This window comes from Mycobacterium sp., assembly GCF_052143115.1.
In the GTDB taxonomy this organism is placed as follows: Bacteria; Actinomycetota; Actinomycetes; order Mycobacteriales; family Mycobacteriaceae; genus Mycobacterium.
Genome location: NZ_JBKQTQ010000293.1, coordinates 35,001 through 51,018, shown reverse-complemented (window position 1 = coordinate 51,018; position 16,018 = coordinate 35,001). Strand labels below are relative to the sequence as shown.

14 protein-coding genes, 2 tRNA genes and 1 pseudogene are annotated in these 16,018 nt (G+C 63.6%); 6 read left to right on the top strand and 11 right to left on the bottom strand.

Annotated features, from left to right (window positions below; all coding sequences use genetic code 11):
• Positions 1–4: 4 nt before the first annotated feature.
• The 5 genes from hadA to ACLQI9_RS28995 form a co-directional block, all read right to left on the bottom strand.
• Positions 5–484, bottom strand: coding sequence for a (3R)-hydroxyacyl-ACP dehydratase subunit HadA (hadA, locus tag ACLQI9_RS29015; RefSeq protein WP_324446498.1), 480 nt, complete (start codon positions 482–484; stop codon positions 5–7).
• Positions 485–532: 48 nt separating this feature from the next.
• Positions 533–700: a 50S ribosomal protein L33 gene (rpmG, locus tag ACLQI9_RS29010; protein WP_003898538.1), complete on the bottom strand. Its 168-nt coding sequence runs from the start codon at positions 698–700 to the stop codon at positions 533–535.
• Positions 701–735: 35 nt separating this feature from the next.
• Positions 736–809, bottom strand: a tRNA-Met gene (locus ACLQI9_RS29005).
• Between the two features lie 50 nt (positions 810–859).
• Positions 860–932, bottom strand: a tRNA-Thr gene (locus ACLQI9_RS29000).
• Positions 933–1,048: 116 nt separating this feature from the next.
• A complete protein-coding gene (locus tag ACLQI9_RS28995) occupies positions 1,049–1,258 on the bottom strand; it encodes a type II toxin-antitoxin system VapB family antitoxin (RefSeq protein ID WP_442384455.1) in 210 nt (69 codons plus the stop codon).
• A gap of 144 nt (positions 1,259–1,402) precedes the next feature.
• Between ACLQI9_RS28995 and ACLQI9_RS28990 the strand changes: the two genes are divergently transcribed.
• The 3 genes from ACLQI9_RS28990 to ACLQI9_RS28980 all read left to right on the top strand — a co-directional run bounded on the left by ACLQI9_RS28990 (position 1,403) and on the right by ACLQI9_RS28980 (position 3,800).
• Entirely contained in the window at positions 1,403–2,119 is a 717-nt protein-coding gene (locus ACLQI9_RS28990) for an MBL fold metallo-hydrolase (protein WP_442392495.1), read from the top strand.
• Between the two features lie 73 nt (positions 2,120–2,192).
• Positions 2,193–3,032, top strand: coding sequence for a hypothetical protein (locus ACLQI9_RS28985; RefSeq protein WP_442384459.1), 840 nt, complete (start codon positions 2,193–2,195; stop codon positions 3,030–3,032).
• 72 nt (positions 3,033–3,104) lie between these two features.
• Complete coding sequence (locus ACLQI9_RS28980) at positions 3,105–3,800, top strand: crotonase/enoyl-CoA hydratase family protein (protein WP_442384461.1); 696 nt, start codon at positions 3,105–3,107, stop codon at positions 3,798–3,800.
• A gap of 89 nt (positions 3,801–3,889) precedes the next feature.
• Here ACLQI9_RS28980 and ACLQI9_RS28975 read toward each other — a convergent pair.
• From ACLQI9_RS28975 to cynS, 4 genes and pseudogenes are all read right to left on the bottom strand, one after another.
• Positions 3,890–4,917, bottom strand: a pseudogene (locus ACLQI9_RS28975) (patatin-like phospholipase family protein).
• A 42-nt stretch (positions 4,918–4,959) separates the two neighbouring features.
• Positions 4,960–6,357: a DUF2254 domain-containing protein gene (locus tag ACLQI9_RS28970; protein ID WP_442384463.1), complete on the bottom strand. Its 1,398-nt coding sequence runs from the start codon at positions 6,355–6,357 to the stop codon at positions 4,960–4,962.
• Positions 6,358–8,028, bottom strand: a complete 1,671-nt coding sequence (gene kdpA / locus ACLQI9_RS28965) for a potassium-transporting ATPase subunit KdpA (RefSeq protein ID WP_442384465.1) — start codon at positions 8,026–8,028, stop codon at positions 6,358–6,360.
• 245 nt (positions 8,029–8,273) lie between these two features.
• Positions 8,274–8,729, bottom strand: coding sequence for a cyanase (gene cynS / locus ACLQI9_RS28960; protein WP_442384494.1), 456 nt, complete (start codon positions 8,727–8,729; stop codon positions 8,274–8,276).
• Positions 8,730–8,823: 94 nt separating this feature from the next.
• On the opposite strand from cynS, the gene ACLQI9_RS28955 reads away from it, so the two are divergent.
• Genes ACLQI9_RS28955 through ACLQI9_RS28945 form a run of 3 tightly spaced genes read left to right on the top strand, consistent with a single transcriptional unit; the run spans position 8,824 to position 11,715 of the window.
• Positions 8,824–9,024 carry a ferredoxin gene (locus ACLQI9_RS28955; RefSeq protein ID WP_442384467.1) on the top strand — a complete coding sequence of 67 codons (201 nt, stop codon included), beginning with the start codon at positions 8,824–8,826 and terminating at the stop codon, positions 9,022–9,024.
• An 11-nt stretch (positions 9,025–9,035) separates the two neighbouring features.
• Positions 9,036–10,415 carry an NAD(P)/FAD-dependent oxidoreductase gene (locus tag ACLQI9_RS28950; RefSeq protein ID WP_442384469.1) on the top strand — a complete coding sequence of 460 codons (1,380 nt, stop codon included), beginning with the start codon at positions 9,036–9,038 and terminating at the stop codon, positions 10,413–10,415.
• Between the two features lie 22 nt (positions 10,416–10,437).
• The gene (locus tag ACLQI9_RS28945) at positions 10,438–11,715 is read left to right on the top strand and encodes a cytochrome P450 (protein WP_442384471.1); all 1,278 of its coding nucleotides are present in this window, start codon (positions 10,438–10,440) and stop codon (positions 11,713–11,715) included.
• Here ACLQI9_RS28945 and ACLQI9_RS28940 read toward each other — a convergent pair.
• Both ACLQI9_RS28940 and ACLQI9_RS28935 read right to left on the bottom strand, forming a co-directional pair.
• Positions 11,696–14,332: a GH92 family glycosyl hydrolase gene (locus tag ACLQI9_RS28940; protein WP_442384473.1), complete on the bottom strand. Its 2,637-nt coding sequence runs from the start codon at positions 14,330–14,332 to the stop codon at positions 11,696–11,698. The genes ACLQI9_RS28945 and ACLQI9_RS28940 overlap by 20 nt on opposite strands.
• 45 nt (positions 14,333–14,377) lie before the next feature.
• Positions 14,378–15,778, bottom strand: a complete 1,401-nt coding sequence (locus tag ACLQI9_RS28935) for a CehA/McbA family metallohydrolase (RefSeq protein ID WP_442384475.1) — start codon at positions 15,776–15,778, stop codon at positions 14,378–14,380.
• Positions 15,779–16,018 lie beyond the last annotated feature (240 nt).

Below are 16,018 nucleotides of genomic sequence, written 5' to 3'. Positions count from 1 at the left end.
GAACTCACGCAGTGGCATGGCTGAAACCCTCTTCTCCGTCTTCACCGGCACGGCCCGCCAGGGTCGTGTAGCTCTCCTGTACGACGTCACCCGCTTCATTGGTGACGATGTTCTTGGTGACGATGATGTCAGTGCCGTGCGCCTGTCGGATCGAGTCGACATAGACATCGCAGTACAGCTTGTCGCCAACCTGGATTGGCGCCAGAAACTTCAGCACCTGGTCGACCTGCACGATCTGCTCGTCCTGGATGCCGATGTTGGCGTGTGCGAAGAACGCCGACTGTGCCTTGTAGCCGAAAACGGAGATGAACGTCAGTGGCGCCGGTAGCGCGGAGTAACCCAGCTCCGCGGCGGCCTTCTCTTCGAAAAACGCCGGGTCGTCGTTTTTGACGGCGGTCGCGTACTCGCGGACTTTCTCCCGCTCGACCACATAGTGATCGGGGTACCGGTAGTGCATCCCGACCACGTCTTTGCCCAACGCCACGGCTCTAAAACCTACCTAGTCAGTCTCAGTATCGGCTCGTGACCGGTGTCAGCGCGTCTCGCGGTGGGCCTGGTGCTTGCCGCAGTTGGGGCAGAATTTCTTCAGCTCCAGCCGGTCGGGGTCGTTGCGGCGGTTTTTCTTCGTGATGTAGTTGCGGTGCTTGCACACCTCGCACGCCAAGGTGATCTTGGGCCGTACGTCGGTACTGGAGGCCACGTCAGTTCTCTTTTCGGGTTCTCGTTGTTGTCTTGTAGCGATGGCCGGACTCGAACCGGCGACCTAACGATTATGAGTCGTTCGCTCTAACCGACTGAGCTACATCGCCTCGGGGCCTAAGCCCCCGTTGTTGGCCGCCTGCCTGCTCGGCGTCCGCCGAGCCCCCTAACGGAATCGAACCGTTGACCTTTTCCTTACCATGGAAACGCTCTACCGACTGAGCTAAGGGGGCCTCACCCGAAGCGACCAGTCGGGTCATACCGCGGGCCTAAAAGAGGGTACAGCCTGCGTTGCGGGCGCACCAAACCCAGCGGCGACCCGCAAAGACCGCAGGCGAGTCAGCCGGATTCACCCGGCGTCGCGGCGATGGTGCGGGTCCAGCGCGGCCAGACCGAACGGATCGTCTTCGTCTTCGTCTGTATCGGCTTCGGAGTCGACAGTGATCAGGGACCGCAGTGCGAGGTTGACGGCTTCGCGCGCACTATGCAGGTGATACCGCTGGATCACCTCGTCGATCAAAGTCTGATCAACCTCGATCTCGACCTTGGCCAGTCTCATGTTCCAACTTTACCCACTTGCCACGTCGCCAACCACCGAATCAGGTGGTAAATGCGCAGGTCACCTCGCCAGCGCTGCAGCTCGGGTGTTAACTCGAGGACACCACAGCGTTACCCGATCGTCCGGTGGCCATAGGCTGAGCAGATGCCTGATTCCGACCGGCTGTACTTCCGCCAATTGCTGTCCGGCCGCGACTTCGCCAAAGGTGACGGGTTCGCGACGCAGATGCGCAACTTCGCGTACTTGATCGGTGACCGCCAGACCGGCGACTGCCTGGTGGTCGACCCGGCATACGCGGCCGGCGATCTGCTCGACGCACTCGAGGCCGACGGCATGCAGCTGTCCGGAGTGCTGGTCACCCATCACCACCCCGACCATGTCGGCGGCTCGATGATGGGCTTCGAACTCAAGGGGCTGGCCGAGCTGCTGGAGCGGGTCAGCGTTCCTGTCCACGTGAATTCCCATGAGGCGCTGTTTGTTTCGCGCATTACCGGGATCGGCATGGGTGACCTCACCCAGCATGAGCATGGCGACAAGGTCAGCGCCGGCGACATCGACATCGAGCTGCTGCACACCCCCGGTCACACGCCGGGCAGCCAATGCTTCCTGCTCGACGACCGGCTGGTTGCCGGTGACACCCTGTTTGTGGAGGGCTGTGGCCGCACCGATTTTCCCGGCGGCGACTCCGACGAGATGTTCCGCAGCCTGCAAAAGCTTGCTCAGCTGACTGGTGATCCAACGGTGTTTCCCGGACACTGGTATTCGCTCGAACCGAGTGCGTCGTTGTCGGAGGTCAAGCGTTCCAATTATGTCTATCGCGTCTCTGATCTTGACCAATGGCGAATGCTGATGGGCGGCTGAATAAGCATTTACGGGCATTTCAGCGAATTTTCACGCGCGTAAGCGCTGTGATATAAGCGGAGGGATGGATTCGATGGGGTGGATCCAAGATCGCTGGCATCAGGTGGCGGGCGCGGCGTCCGGTACCTGGTTGGCGTTGGCGGTCTGGGCTCTGCTCGTGCTCGGCGTGGCAGCGCTGATCTTTGCCAATCAACAGATCCGGCGTAATCGTCGACTGGCAACCGAAGAGACTCGACCACACGTCGGGATGTTCATGGAGCCGCATGCCGCCGATTGGCATGTGATCGAGCTCGTGGTGCGGAATTTCGGTAAGACCTCGGCCTACGACGTCCAGTTCACGTTTCCGCACCCGCCGACCGTCGCCGAATACGAAAACGCCACCGACGGTTATGCGGATGTCGTCGAACTGCAACTCCCCCACCAGTTGCCGAGCCTGGCGCCCAGCCAAGAGTGGCGCACGATTTGGGATTCCGCGCTCGACCGCGCCGAGCTCGGTGAGGGCATCGAGTCGCGTTTCCCGGGCACGGTGACCTACTACGACCGCGTCGATACTCCTCGCGGGTGGAAGTTCTGGCAGGGACGTCGGCGTCCGTTCGAGACCAAGGTGGTGCTGGACTGGGAGGCGCTGCCGCCCGTTCAGCGGATCGAGTTGATGACGAACCACAACCTGGCCAAGCGCGAAAAAGAGAAGCTCGCGTTGTTGCGCAGCCTGCTGACCTATTTCCACTACGCCACCAAGGAAACTCGCGCAGATGTCTTCCGCAGCGAGATCGAACGGATGAACCGCGCGGTGGAGGAAACCAAGGATCGCTGGCGCACCCGTCAGATCGACGCGCCGCCGACCGATGTGAGTGTGCGTTGGGGTGACGCCCAGGATGAACTGGGCAAGCACCGCGGCGAGCGGGTGGTCTAACGACGCCGCTACGGCCGGCGCCAGGTTGATCTGATTCAATCGACTCCGCTGCCGGTATCGAAGGAGTTTCCTATGAGCGGCTCGGTCACCTATCGCCTCGACGATTCCGTCGCTTTCATCACCATGGACGACGGCAAGGTCAACGTGCTCGGTCCGAGCATGCAGCAGGCCCTCAACGACGCCCTCGACAACGCCGACCGCGACGACGTCGGCGCGGTCGTGATCGCCGGAAACAACCGGGTGTTCAGCGGCGGGTTCGATCTGAAAGTTCTCACCTCCGGTGAGGTTCAGCCCGCGATCGACATGCTCAAGGGCGGCTTCGAACTCTCGCATCGGCTGCTGTCCTACCCAAAGCCGGTGGTGATGGCCTGCACCGGCCACGCCATCGCGATGGGCGCTTTCCTGCTGGCCAGCGGCGATCACCGGGTGGCGGCGCCCGCCTCCAACATTCAGGCCAACGAAGTGGCGATCGGTATGACGATCCCGTATGCGGCGCTGGAAGTGATGAAGCTGCGGCTGACGCGGTCGGCGTACCAGCAAGCCGCGGGGCTGGCGAAGACGTTCTTCGGCGAAACCGCAATAGCCGCAGGCTGGTTGGATGAAATCGTGATGCCCGATATGGTGCTCAGCCGCGCCGAGGAAGCCGCACGGGAATTCGCCACCCTCAAGCAGCACGCCCACGCCGGGACGAAGTTGCGGACCCGGGCCGATGCTCTCGCCGGCATCCGCGCGGGGATCGATGGCATGGCAGCCGAGTTCGAGATCTAGCGCAGAGCAAGCTCTGGCCCTCGCCTCCTCCCGTCGATCCAGTGTGGCACAGCGGCGCCGTCGGGTCATTTCGAGCGGCGCGACCTTCCTCACACCGGTCGTCGGTAGCGATCCAGGTATTGCGTCCAGTTCCAGGTCGACAAGAACGCCTCCGCTGCGTCGTAGCCGCTCTGGTAAAGCCCCTGCATCTGCTGTTTGGAGATGTTGAAGTCGAGAAATCCGACTTCGGTCGAGTCGACGCGAATGGCCCGCGCACTGACCCAGGGCTGGTTGAGGTAGGCTTGGTCGCGGCCGACGATCATCGTGGTGATCAGCTCTTCCAGCAGCGGCGGACCTCCGAAGAGCCAATTCACCGGCCCCAATGCGGGAATCACTTTGTCGTTGCCCTGCGGAAGATTGGGTAACAACGTGACGCCGAATGTCGGCCAACGTGGTGGTTTGCCATCACGCCGGTCGAATGAGTCGATCGGGAAGTTCGACAGCAGCCCGCCGTCCACCAGCGTCGACCTCAAGCCGCTGGTGCTGGTCAGCTTGGCCACCTGGAAGAAGAACGGAATCGACATCGAAGCACGAACCGCATCGGCGACCTCTTGGTCGTCGGGGTCCAGCCCGTACAGCTGGTAGTAGTCCCACGGCAGCCGCACCAGCTGCCCGGTGGTCAAGTCGGACACGGTGACCACCAACCGGTAACGCTGCTCCGGCGGCAGGCTCGCGTCGTCGAACGCGAGATCGCCGAAGGTGCGGACCCCCAGGTTCTTCAGCTCAGAACGGATCCACTCGTGCGCGTAATCGCCTTTGTAGATACCGTTTCGCTCAGCACACCCCACGCCGGGCCGAGCAGCGGAATGCCGGTGAGCGGCGTCGGGTCGAGGAATTTGCGGTACGGCAACGTCATGGTGAGCTGCTCGACCTGCTCGGGGGTCAGCTGGTCGGCGCCGGCCGCCAAGATGGCGCCGACGATCGAGCCTGCCGACGTGCCGGAGACGCGTTGGATGTCGTACCCCGCCTCCATCAGCGCGACGACGGCGCCCGACAGGCCGATGCCCTTGACGCCGCCACCAGATAGGACCAGATCCGCCTTCAGCGGGGTGTGGTCTGCCGACGGTTCGTTAGTCATGGCGCGACTGTAGCCGCCGCTGGTGGACGGTGATCGCTGGACTCAGCGTGCCCGTCCGCCGTAATCGAATCCGTTGCTAATCGGTGTAACCTCGGCCAGCCGTGGCGTCGCGGTCAGGTCGACCAGCGCCATGACCGCCTCGTAGCGCTCTGTGACGTCGTCGCGGTCTGAAGGGTCGGGTACCGTGGCCAGGTTGGACCGCTGTATCGCCTCGGCCTGGCGGATCAACGGGGTCTGGTGTGCACGGTCAGGGGTTTGTTCGATGATCTTAGCCAGCGCTTCGAGTTGCCGGATCATGATGGCGGGCATGCCAACTGCGGCCTGGCGGATGGTATCGAAGGTGCGCTCCACCAGCCGCTCGAAATCGGGCTGGTAGGCGATGACGCGGATGTGGCCCTCAGCGTCACGCCGGATCCGCTGTGGGCGCCAGGAGGTGGAAATTCGGCACAGGCAATCGCCGATCCAGTCGACGCAGGTCATCCCGGTGAACGTGTCGTTGACCGCCGGCGATAATGCACGCAAAGCGATCTCGACCAGTTGATCGAAGCCGAACGAAATGTCTTGCGGAAGTGTGCGATACGCACCCGAGACATGTCCCAGCGCCAGACGTTCGGCGACAGACTCGGCAGCCTCCGGTGGCCACACCAAGGCGATCACCTGACCTGCAACCACGAAATGCCCAGGGCGGTATGGTAACTGAACGACCGCGTCGGCCTTGACCGCGATCTTCAGCAGGATGTCATGCCGGATGACCTGAAGATAGCCGCTGCGCGGTGTGCGGATCGGGGCACCGGACTCCGCTAGCAGCGCACACAATTCCTCGTGCGACGGGCCGCGCGCCGTGCCGACCCCGAACGAGCTACCGCGATCCAGCGCGACGATCTCATCGTTCAATGTTCCCGCGATGCGCGCAATCACCACCGGAAGCTGAATCATGGTAGCGATGTGATTGAGGAAAAAGATCAACACAGCCACGTCGGCCAACGTCAGCATGAACGTCACCGTGATCGACAAATGTGGAACGAAATCACCGTGCGGGCCGCCGCCCACCGAAACCAACGCGACCATCGCGTAGCAAAACGACGCGACAAATGTTCCCAACGAAACTTGAGTTCCCGGATCGCGCACGAAGTTGCGCAGCATCCGCGGCCCGAACTGCGTTGAGGCCAGTGTCAGCGCAACGATGGTGATCGAGAAAACGATGCCGACCACGGTGATGATCGCCGCCGCGACCGTGGCCAACACGACTCGAGCCGAATCGGCGCTGCCGTTAAGCACCCAATTCGGCAGCCGGATCCATCCGTCATAAGCCGAGCGATCGATCGTGTAGGTGACGCCGAACAGCACGACTATCCCAAGCGTCTGCACCACCGGAACGAGCCACAGGTTCGTCCGAAGCTGCTCCCGTCGCCAATCGGCCTCGAAGTAGGGACCACGCATCTAGTGGATTCCTTCGGCAAGGGGCCCGAGTGCTAAGGCCGGCAGAAATGTGAGTGCGCAAAGGATAACCGTCACCGCCGCCACCAGGCCGACGAATTGCGGCCGATGGGTGGGCAGGGTGCCGATGGACGCCGGCGTGTGACCCTGGCGGGCCAGCGATCCGGCCAGCCCGAGCACCAGGGTCATCGGCAGGTATCTGCCCAGGAGCATCGCGAGGCCCAAAGCGGTGTTGTAAAACATGGTGTTTGCCGACAGGCCCGCGAACGCCGAGCCGTTCGTGTTGCTCGCGGAGGTGAATGCGTAGAGCACTTCCGACAGGCCGTGTGGCCCGGTGTTGGCCATGCTGGCGCGTGTGCTCGGGAACGCCATCGCGATCCCGGTGCCAACCAACACCGCCAGCTCAGTGGCCAGGATAAAGGTTGTCGACAAAGTCATTTCGCGGGCTCTGATCTTCTTGCCGAGGTATTCCGGTGTCCGTCCGACCATCAGCCCGGCGATGAACACCGATATCACTGCCAGCAGCAGGAGGCCGTAAAGGCCCGAGCCGATCCCGCCCGGCGCCACCTCGCCTAGCTGCATGTTGAACATCGTGATCAGCCCGCCCAGGCTGGTGTAGGAGTCGTGCATCGAGTCGATGGCGCCGTCGGAGGTGAGCGTGCCCGTATCGGCAAAGATCGCCGAGTCGAAGACCCCGAAACGCTGCTCAATGCCCTCCATTGCGCCACCGGCGGCCGTGGGGACGGTGCCGTGATGTCCTAACTGAAACAGCAGGATGAGGGCCATGCTCATCACGGCGAGGACACCCACGACCGCGGCGATCGCGTAGCCCTGTTTCTTGCTGTTGACCATGCGTCCGAAGGTGCGGGGCAGCGCAAAAGGGATCACGAACATCAGGAAGATTTCCACCCAGTTCGTCCACGAGCTTGGATTCTCGAACGGATGTGCTGATTGTGCGTTGTAGAACCCGCCGCCGTCGCCGGTGATCAGCTTGACGGGTTCCTGGCTGGCGATCGGTCCTCCGGTGATGGTCTGCTGGGCGCCGCTCAACGTGGTGACGACCTGATCGTGGAGGTGGAAATTCTGGATTATCCCGCCGGCAAGCAGCACGATCGCGCCGATGAACGCGATCGGCAGCAGGATGCGCAACGTGCCCCGGACCAGATCCACCCAGAAGTTGCCTAGCTCTTCGGTCTTTTCTCGGGCAAAGCCGCGCACCAGCACCACCGCCACAGCCATGCCGACCGCACCGGAGAGGAAGCTTTGCACGGCGAGGCCGGCCATCTGCACCAGGTGGCCCTCTGTCGACTCACCCGCATACGATTGCCAGCTGGTGTTGGTCACAAAGCTGACCGCGGTGTTCCACGCGAGCGATGGAGTCATCTTGGTCGCTGGATCATGCAGGTGCAGCGGCAACTTGTCCTGGAACAGTTCGAAGAAGAACAGGACCAAAACGCCGACGGCCGAGAACGCCAGAACGCTGCCGGCATACCCGCGCCACGGCTGCTCGGATTTGGGGGCGACGCCGATAACACGGTAGATGGCCTTCTCGACTTTCAGGTCCCGCGGCGAGGTGTAGACGCGGTACATGTAGTCACCGAGCGGTGCGTGCACCGCCACCAGCGCTGCCGCCAGCAAAACAAGAAAAGCGATTCCCGCGAATGTAGTACCCAAATTACGACCCTTTCGGAAAAAGCAGCGCCGCGACCGGGTAAGCCGCCAAGACTGCCAAGAGCGCCAAGCCGATGAGGACCATCGATAGGCACCGTCCAATCCGTTGACGAGCACCAAGCGACTCGGCTCTCGCCGCTAAGCATTTGCAAAGAAATTAAGCGTGGACGGCTGACGGCGCTCGTTTGTTGACGGTTTCTTTACGGGCTGGCAGGACGGTCATATCTGCCCCACGAGCAACTGCGTGCTCAGCCATTGGCTGAAACCCAGTCGTAGGGAAGGAATTTTCCGTCGAACGTCACCACAACCCGGTCGCCGGACGGGTGCGTCTTCTTCTGCAGGTCGACGCTGAAGTTGATCGCACTCATAATCCCGTCACCGAACTGCTCATGGATGAGCTCTTTGAGGGCCCCGCCGTATACCTGCAGGGCCTCGTAGAAGCGGTAGATGGTCGGGTCGGTGGGCACCGCGGTGGGTAGGCCACCGCGCATGGGCGGCGCGGCCAGCACCGCGACCGCTGACTCGTCGAGACCCAGGATCTCGACGAGCACCCTGCCGAGTTCGGCGGGGATCGGGTGCTGGCCGAGCAGCGCCGAGGTGGTCCACACCACCGGCCGGCCGATCGTGTCGGCCAACTCTTGCCAGGTCAAGCCCTTAGCCAGGCGGGCGACGACGATCTGCTCGGTGATCTCGTTTCGGGTCATGGCTACCAGCATGCACCCAGATCCGCGAATCCATCTCGCCGTCAGTACTTTTCGCAATAGCATTAGGTCTTCAGCCACGAGGATCGAGGTCGCTATGCGAATCGTCGTCGACCTGAACCGCTGCCTGGGGTATGCGCAGTGCGTACCGCTGGCACCCGAGGTGCTGAAGCTCAGCGGCGAAGAGACTCTCACCTACGACCCCAACCCGGACGATAGTCAGCGTTTGCGGGTATTGCGGGCGGCGGCATCATGCCCGGTGCAGGCAATCATCGTGGACCGGCTCGACAGCGACTAGCGCCAGCGCCGATGAACGGGGATGGGTTCAAAAACAACGGTCGCATCGTCATCGTCGGTGCTTCGTTGACTGGGCTTCGTGCCGCCGAAGGGTTGCGGGAAGAGGGATTTCGCGGGCAGCTCACCATCATCGGCGACGAGCCGGACGAACCCTACGACCGACCGCCACTGTCCAAACAGGTCCTCAAGGGGTGGGTGCCCGCCGATCACACGAAGCTGCCGCGCCTGCGCCAGGTGGATGCCGATTGGCGACTCGGTGTGCCCGCGACCGAGTTGGACCGCGCCAACCGCCTGGTGCGGCTCGCTGACGGCAGCGAGGTCCCCGGCGATCGGCTGCTGATCGCCACCGGTGTACGGGCCCGGCGATGGCCCAACGCGGAGGAAGCCGCGCTGGAGGGGGTCCATACCGTGCGCACCAACGCCGACGCCGCGCGGCTGCAGGCGGCTTTGGCCGCCGGTCCCCGTCGGGTGCTGATCATCGGTTCCGGGTTCATCGGTTCGGAAGCGGCCTCGGTGTGCCGCGAGCTCGGTCTGGAGGTCACGGTCACCGAGCGCGGCCCGGCCCCGCTGTCCGGGGCGCTCGGCGGGGTGATCGGCACGATAGCCGCCGATATGCAGCGGGCGGCCGGGGTGGATCTTCGCACCGGTGTCTCGGTGCTGGGGTTGGAGGGCGACGACGCCGGGCACGTGCGACGCGCGCGGCTCTCCGACGGCAGCACGCTCGACGTAGATGTGGTGGTGACGTCGTTGGGGTCGATCCGCAACGTCGAGTGGCTCGAAGGGTGCGGGCTGGCGGCCGGATTCTGGGGAGTGGGGTGTGACGCCGGCTGCCGCGCGTTCGACATCAACGCGGTGGTCACCACCAACGTCTTCGTGGCCGGCGACATCGCCCGCGCCCCACACGTGCTCTACGACTACCAGTTCCTGGCAATGGAGCACTGGGACAACGCCGTGCTCGGCGCCCGGGTCGCCGCGCACAACATGGTCTGCGAGGAGGTCGATCGCTGGGCGCACCTACTGATCCCGCAGTTCTGGTCGGGTCAGTTCGGTGTGAACATCAAATCCGTTGGCGTGCCGTCGTTTGGCGACGAGATCGTATTCACCCAGGGATCGGTGAAGCAGCGCCGGTTCGCCGCGGCCTATGGTCGCCGCGGCCGCATCGTCGGCGCGGTCACCTTCAACCACGGCAAGTGGATCGAGCATTACCGGCGGGAGATCGCCCGGTCCGGTCCGTTTCCACCGCAGCCGCCGGGTTTTGATTTCCCCGAGGACATGCGGGTCATGCCCGCCGACTTCCCGGCGCGCGGCGAGCTGACGGAGGCTCCGGATGTGGTGTTGACAGGACATGACCCCAGCGAACGCCACGCCGAGTTCCGGCCACGGCAGCGATGAGCGATGAGGAGGAGCGGCGCAGATGACCCCCGAAGAAGCGTTTGACGCCGCGATGCGGTATGGAAACCGCGCGAATCCCTATCCGTTCTTCGACGAGTTGCGCAAGACGCCGGTCGTACGAGTGACCAACGGCATCTATGCCGTCACCGGATACGACGAGCTCATCGCGCTGGCCCACGACCCTCGGGTCAGTTCTGACCGTCGCAATGCTCGCCCGGCTGTGACCGGCGGTGTACACGTTGCCGACGAGTCCGTGATGGAGATGGTGCAGGCCTACGACCGGGACCCGAGCTTCATCGCTTCGGATCCCCCGGACCACGACCGGGCGCGGCGGCAGTGCATGCGGTTTTTCGGCCCGCCGCATTCGCCGGACGTGATCCCCAGCCAAGAGCCGCTGTGTCAGCAGATCGTCAACGACTTGCTGGACAAGGCCATGGGCAAGACCCGCATCGATGTTGCCGACGAGTTCGCCTATCCGCTGCCGGTCCAAGTGATCTGCCGGATCATCGGCGTGCCGATCGAGGACGAGCCGCAGTTTCACGCCTGGATCGCCGACTCGAACTCCGGCCTCTTCGATCTCGGCCCCGACATCGCCACCGAGGAGGGCCAGGCCCGCCGGGCCAAAGGTGAAGCGGCCAACATCGCCTACAAGAAATATATCATCGGGTTGGTCGAGAAAGCCGAGAAATCGCCTGGTCCAGGCATGATTTCACAGTTGGTACACGATGACGGACCGGATGGGCGGATGTCGCCGAGCGCGATCGTGAACAACACCATGCTGCTGTTTGCCGCCGGTCATGACTCGACGGTCAATCTGATTTCGCACTGCGTGCTGACCGTGCTGCGCAACCCCGAATCGATCGAATTGCTGCGCAGCAGGCCGGAATTGATTCCCGGCGCCATCGAGGAAGTGCTGCGGCTGCAGCCGTCGGTGCAGTTCTTCCCGACACGATCGGCGTTGGCCGACATCGAGATTGCCGGCACGACGATCCCGCGAGGATCACCCATCTATCTGATATACGCTGCGGCCAACCGAGATCCGCGGCGCTTCCCCGACCCCAACAGGTTCGACCCGCAACGCGCCGACAATGAGCACGTGGCCTTTGGACGCGGTATTCACATCTGCTTCGGCGGTCCGCTGGCCCGGCTAGAAGCCAACACCGCGTTCGAGGCTTTTCTTAGGCGAGTAGAAAACCCGCGGCTGGTCGAGGACCCACCGCCCTACCGCATCAGCCAAGTGTTCCGGGGCCCGCGGCATCTGCTCGTCGATTACGACGAGATCAGTCCTGATCGATCGTGACGAGCAGCTTGAACGTTCTGCTGCCGTCGCCGACCTTGGTGGTGAGAACCAGCGGGTAGTACCCGTCGCGCACTGACTGCGCCACCGTGATGGCGACGGTCGCGCTGGCGGATCCGTCGGCGGCGAACTGTCCGGATGTCTTGGCCGCCTTGATGCCCGCGATGTCGGAAGCGCCAGTAATGGTGTAGCCGCCGGGGCCATCGATCATCCGTTGCGCATTGACAGTGACGTTGCCCGTGGCTCCCCGCGAGATTTCGACGACGGCGGGCGAAACGTTAACGGTCACCGCCGAGCTGCCCGCACCGAATGATGGCGGCGCTGACAAGTCGCCGGTGCCCCAAGCCTTGTTGGCCTTGGGAGAAAGCGAGAACGACAAGTCGCCGCCGGTGTGGATGATCGACTCCGGAAGGTACGTCTTATCGGTGGGATGGCCGTCGATGTGCAGGCTCTTGATGTACTTCATCCGGTTGGGTCCCGATGCGCCCGGCGCGGACATTCGGATGGTCTTGTCTTCGGGCAGCGCGATGACGACGCGATCGAAAAGCGGTGTGTTCACAGTGAGGATCGATGTTCCCGGTGTACTCGGGTACAGGCCGAGGGCGGCCCAGACGTACCAGCTGGACATCGCGCCGAGGTCGTCGTTACCCGGCTCGCCATCGGGTGTGTCAGAGAACAATTCGCTGCGCACCCGGTCGACTAATTGCTGGGTCTTCCACGGTTGGCCGATGTAGTTGTACAGCCATGGCACGTCGAAACCCGGCTCGTTACCGGCCCACAGGTAGGGTTCTTCGGGGCCCACGTTGAGCTGCTTGGTGAAGCGGTCAAGCCTGTCTTCCACCGCTTTTCGGCCACGCAGAGCCGTGACCAGGCCCGCGATGTTCTGCGGCACATACCAGACGTATTGCTCGGCGTTGCCCTCGTCGAATCCGAGCTGGCTGAAGCAGCCCTGGGCCGGCGGCACAACCCCGGGACCCACCGGAAACAAGCCCATCGCATCGCGGGGCGAGATGTAGTGGGTGGTGGGATTGAAGAGGTTCTGCCAGTACTGTGCCCGGTTCTGGAATTCGGTAGCGGTCGCGGAATCGCCCAGCGCGTCGGCGAATCGGGAGATGGCGAAGTCGTCGACCGACCACTCCAACGTGATCGAGGCACCCGGGATGGCACCACCGATGCACGAGTTTGCCGTCTCCGGTAGATAGCCGCGCTCTAGGTAGGTAGCGATTGCAGGCCGCTCGACGTAGCCATTGAGCCCGTCGCCCCCTTTGGTCGCGGCATTGACCATGTAGCGCAGCGCCGCATGGACGTCAAAGTCCTTGGCACCGAAGGCATAGAAGTTCACCATCAACGGGACGACGCTGTCGCCGCTCATCTCCGCAGTCGCGGTATTCGCCAGTGCCCACCGCGGAAACGACCCGCTCTGCTCGGCGTCGTTCACCAGCGACTGGGCCATGTCGCTGGCTTGCTCCGGGAACAGCAATCCATGCAGCGCACCAAGCCCCCGGTAGGTGTCCCAGTCGGAGAAGTTCGTGTACTGGTTATGGACCGCGGGCAGCTCGTGAACATCGTCGTCGAATCCCATATAACTGCCGTCGACGTCGTTAAAGGTGTTGGGATTCAACAGCGAATGGTAGAGCGCGGTGTAGAAGGTCTCCACGTCGGCGTCGTCGGCGCTGGCGACCGAGATGCGTGACAACTTGTCGTTCCACTCTCTTGCTGCGGCGGCGCGGACGTCGTCGAAGCCCGCTTTGCCCTCAGCGGCGAGGTTGGCTCGCGCTCCGTCGAGGCTGACATAGGACAGTGCCGTGCGCACCTCGACCCGCGAGCCCGCCGGGAATCCCACGTATCCTCCGCTGGACCCGGTGTAACTCGAATACGCGCTGCGGGTACCGGCGAAGACCGAGTAACCGTCCCAGGTGCCGTAGGACGTGAACGGCCGGCTGAACTTCATCGCGAAGTACACCGTGTAGACGTTGTCCTTGCCGCAGAAGCCGCCGCTGGTCGCCGATCCCGTGATCGTGGTGTTGTCATCGCCGATCTGGATGTTCGCGGCGGAGGTACCCCCAAGCGACGCACCGGAATTCACATAGAACAGAGCGGGCTGTCCGTTGTCGGGGTAGGTGAACCGGCCCACGCCGGTGTGGGTGGTAGCGGTGAGTTCGGCGACCACTCGCGTTGTGGGGAACCGCACTGTGTAGTAGCCGGGAACCCCGACCTCGGTGTCGTCGTGGGCGATCTCCTCGGTGGCGCCCCAGGGCTCGGAGCCGACCTGGCCGGTGGTCGGCAGCATCGAGATGTCACCGAACGCTGCACACCCCACCGAGGCGTGCGTCATGCTGAATCCGGTGGCCCGTGAATTGCCGTGGTCGTAGCCCGCGTAGTTGCCGGCGGTGTCCGGCGAGTACTGCACCATCCCGAACGGCACAGAGGCGCCGGGGAAGTTATTGATCTCCCCCACCCGTTGGCCACCCGTCCCGGTACCGATCAGCGTGTCGACATGGTCGACCGGATTAGTGACGAAGGCCGCCGGATCGTACGACGTGGGCACCGCGCTGGCCAGCATCACGAAACCCAGCAGCACCGCCCCCAACAGGGCGGCAAGGCGCCATCGTGTCCACATCGCTGTCGTCTCCCAGCAAAGACGTTACCGCCTGGGATGCCTTGCTCAGGCTAGCCACACCGGATTCGTCAACGCGACCATCGCGCCCAGTGGGCGTCGCTGCGATTCTCGCACTTCCAGTCGCGCGAAGCGCGCCGACGCCGCGTCAAGTTCCCATTGCAGCCGGGCCGACGTGCCTATCGTCGCCCGTCCCACACAGCCCGCCGCGGTGATCAGAGCGATGGTCGTGTCGGGAGCTCCGCTGATGACGGCGGTCACGGTAACCGGCGCGCCCTGCGGCACCCGCAGTGTCTCCCCGGGGCCGGCCATGCCGTCGCTATTGGCGCAGGAGGCGGTCAGTTCCAGTGCGACTTCGCATGATCGGGCGAGGTACGAACGACCGCGACGCAGCCCATCGATAATCGCCGGTACCGACAGTTCACCCGCGTGCACGACCGTCTGCGGCGAGCCGACCGGTTGGTGTTTGCCGTGCGAGTCGCTGCCGCCGACGGCCACCAGGCGTCGGCCCTGCCGCAGTAGCCGCTGCCAAATGCGAAGCGACATTTCATCATCGAGGTTCCACCGGCCATTCCACACCTCGACCGCGTCCACGTGGTCAAAGCCGAACTCCCACGCCGATCCCGGTGCCGGCACGGACGGATGTGCGGCGACCACCAGACCGCCGGCTTCGCGGACCTCGGCGGCAAATCCCGGAAACACCCCATCACCTGGGCCATATCGCCAGTCGACCCAGCCGCGCGGTGACAGGCCGACCGCCAGCCAGTGTCCGTGCCGGGTGGTGACCTCCTCGCCGGGAATCACCAGCAGTCCGCCGGTGCGGCAGGCCGGCCACGCCCGGTTGACGGAGTTGGTGTTGTGGTCGGTCGAGACGATGAAATCCAGCCCGCTGGCGCGTGCGGCCGACGCCAGTTCATCGGGATCACGCTGGCCATCAGAGTGAACGGTGTGCAGATGCAGGTCGCCGCGATACCAACGCGCACCGCAGATCGACGGCGGCGGTGGAGCCGCGACCACGGGTTCGATGTCCGCGGCTTCCTCAGCGGGGTCCCCGCGTTCCATGATGACGTGCACGTCCCACGCCATCCCCCAAGGGCTGAGCACCACCGGGCCAAGCGCCACGGCCCACACACCCGGTTCGATCGGGCCGGCCAAATAGCCGGGGGTGACGTAGGTACTGGAGATGACGAAGCTGTCGCGGGCGCCGCCTGACCAGCCCCGAAACCCGGCAGCATTACCCAAGTCGTAGCCAGCGGGGCCAAAGATTCCTAAATCCAACACATTTCGTGCCGAGGCACCGACGCCGAAGTCCGAATGAGATGTGCTAACGCGGATTCGCTGCACACCCGCCGGAACCTCGAACGGCAGGTAAGCCCAGCGGTAGATGCCAAACCCGAATCGTCCCGAAAACACTACCTCGATCGCAGGCGCAATTGTCGCGATCCCCATGGCTGCCAGCATCCGCCATGACGGAGTAACTAACCGTTACATCGACACGAACGCCGGCCATCGGGCGGCTTTAGGGTTGACGGGTCTGCGCAGCACAAGTTTGTTGGACGAACAAAGTTCACCGAGCTGACCACGTTGAAGGGCTCCCAGAAGAAGTACACTGAAACCGCCCGGTTTACGCCTCCGCGCGGGCTACACAGCGGCTTTGACCGCAACAGACAACTCGTTCAACGCCAAAGC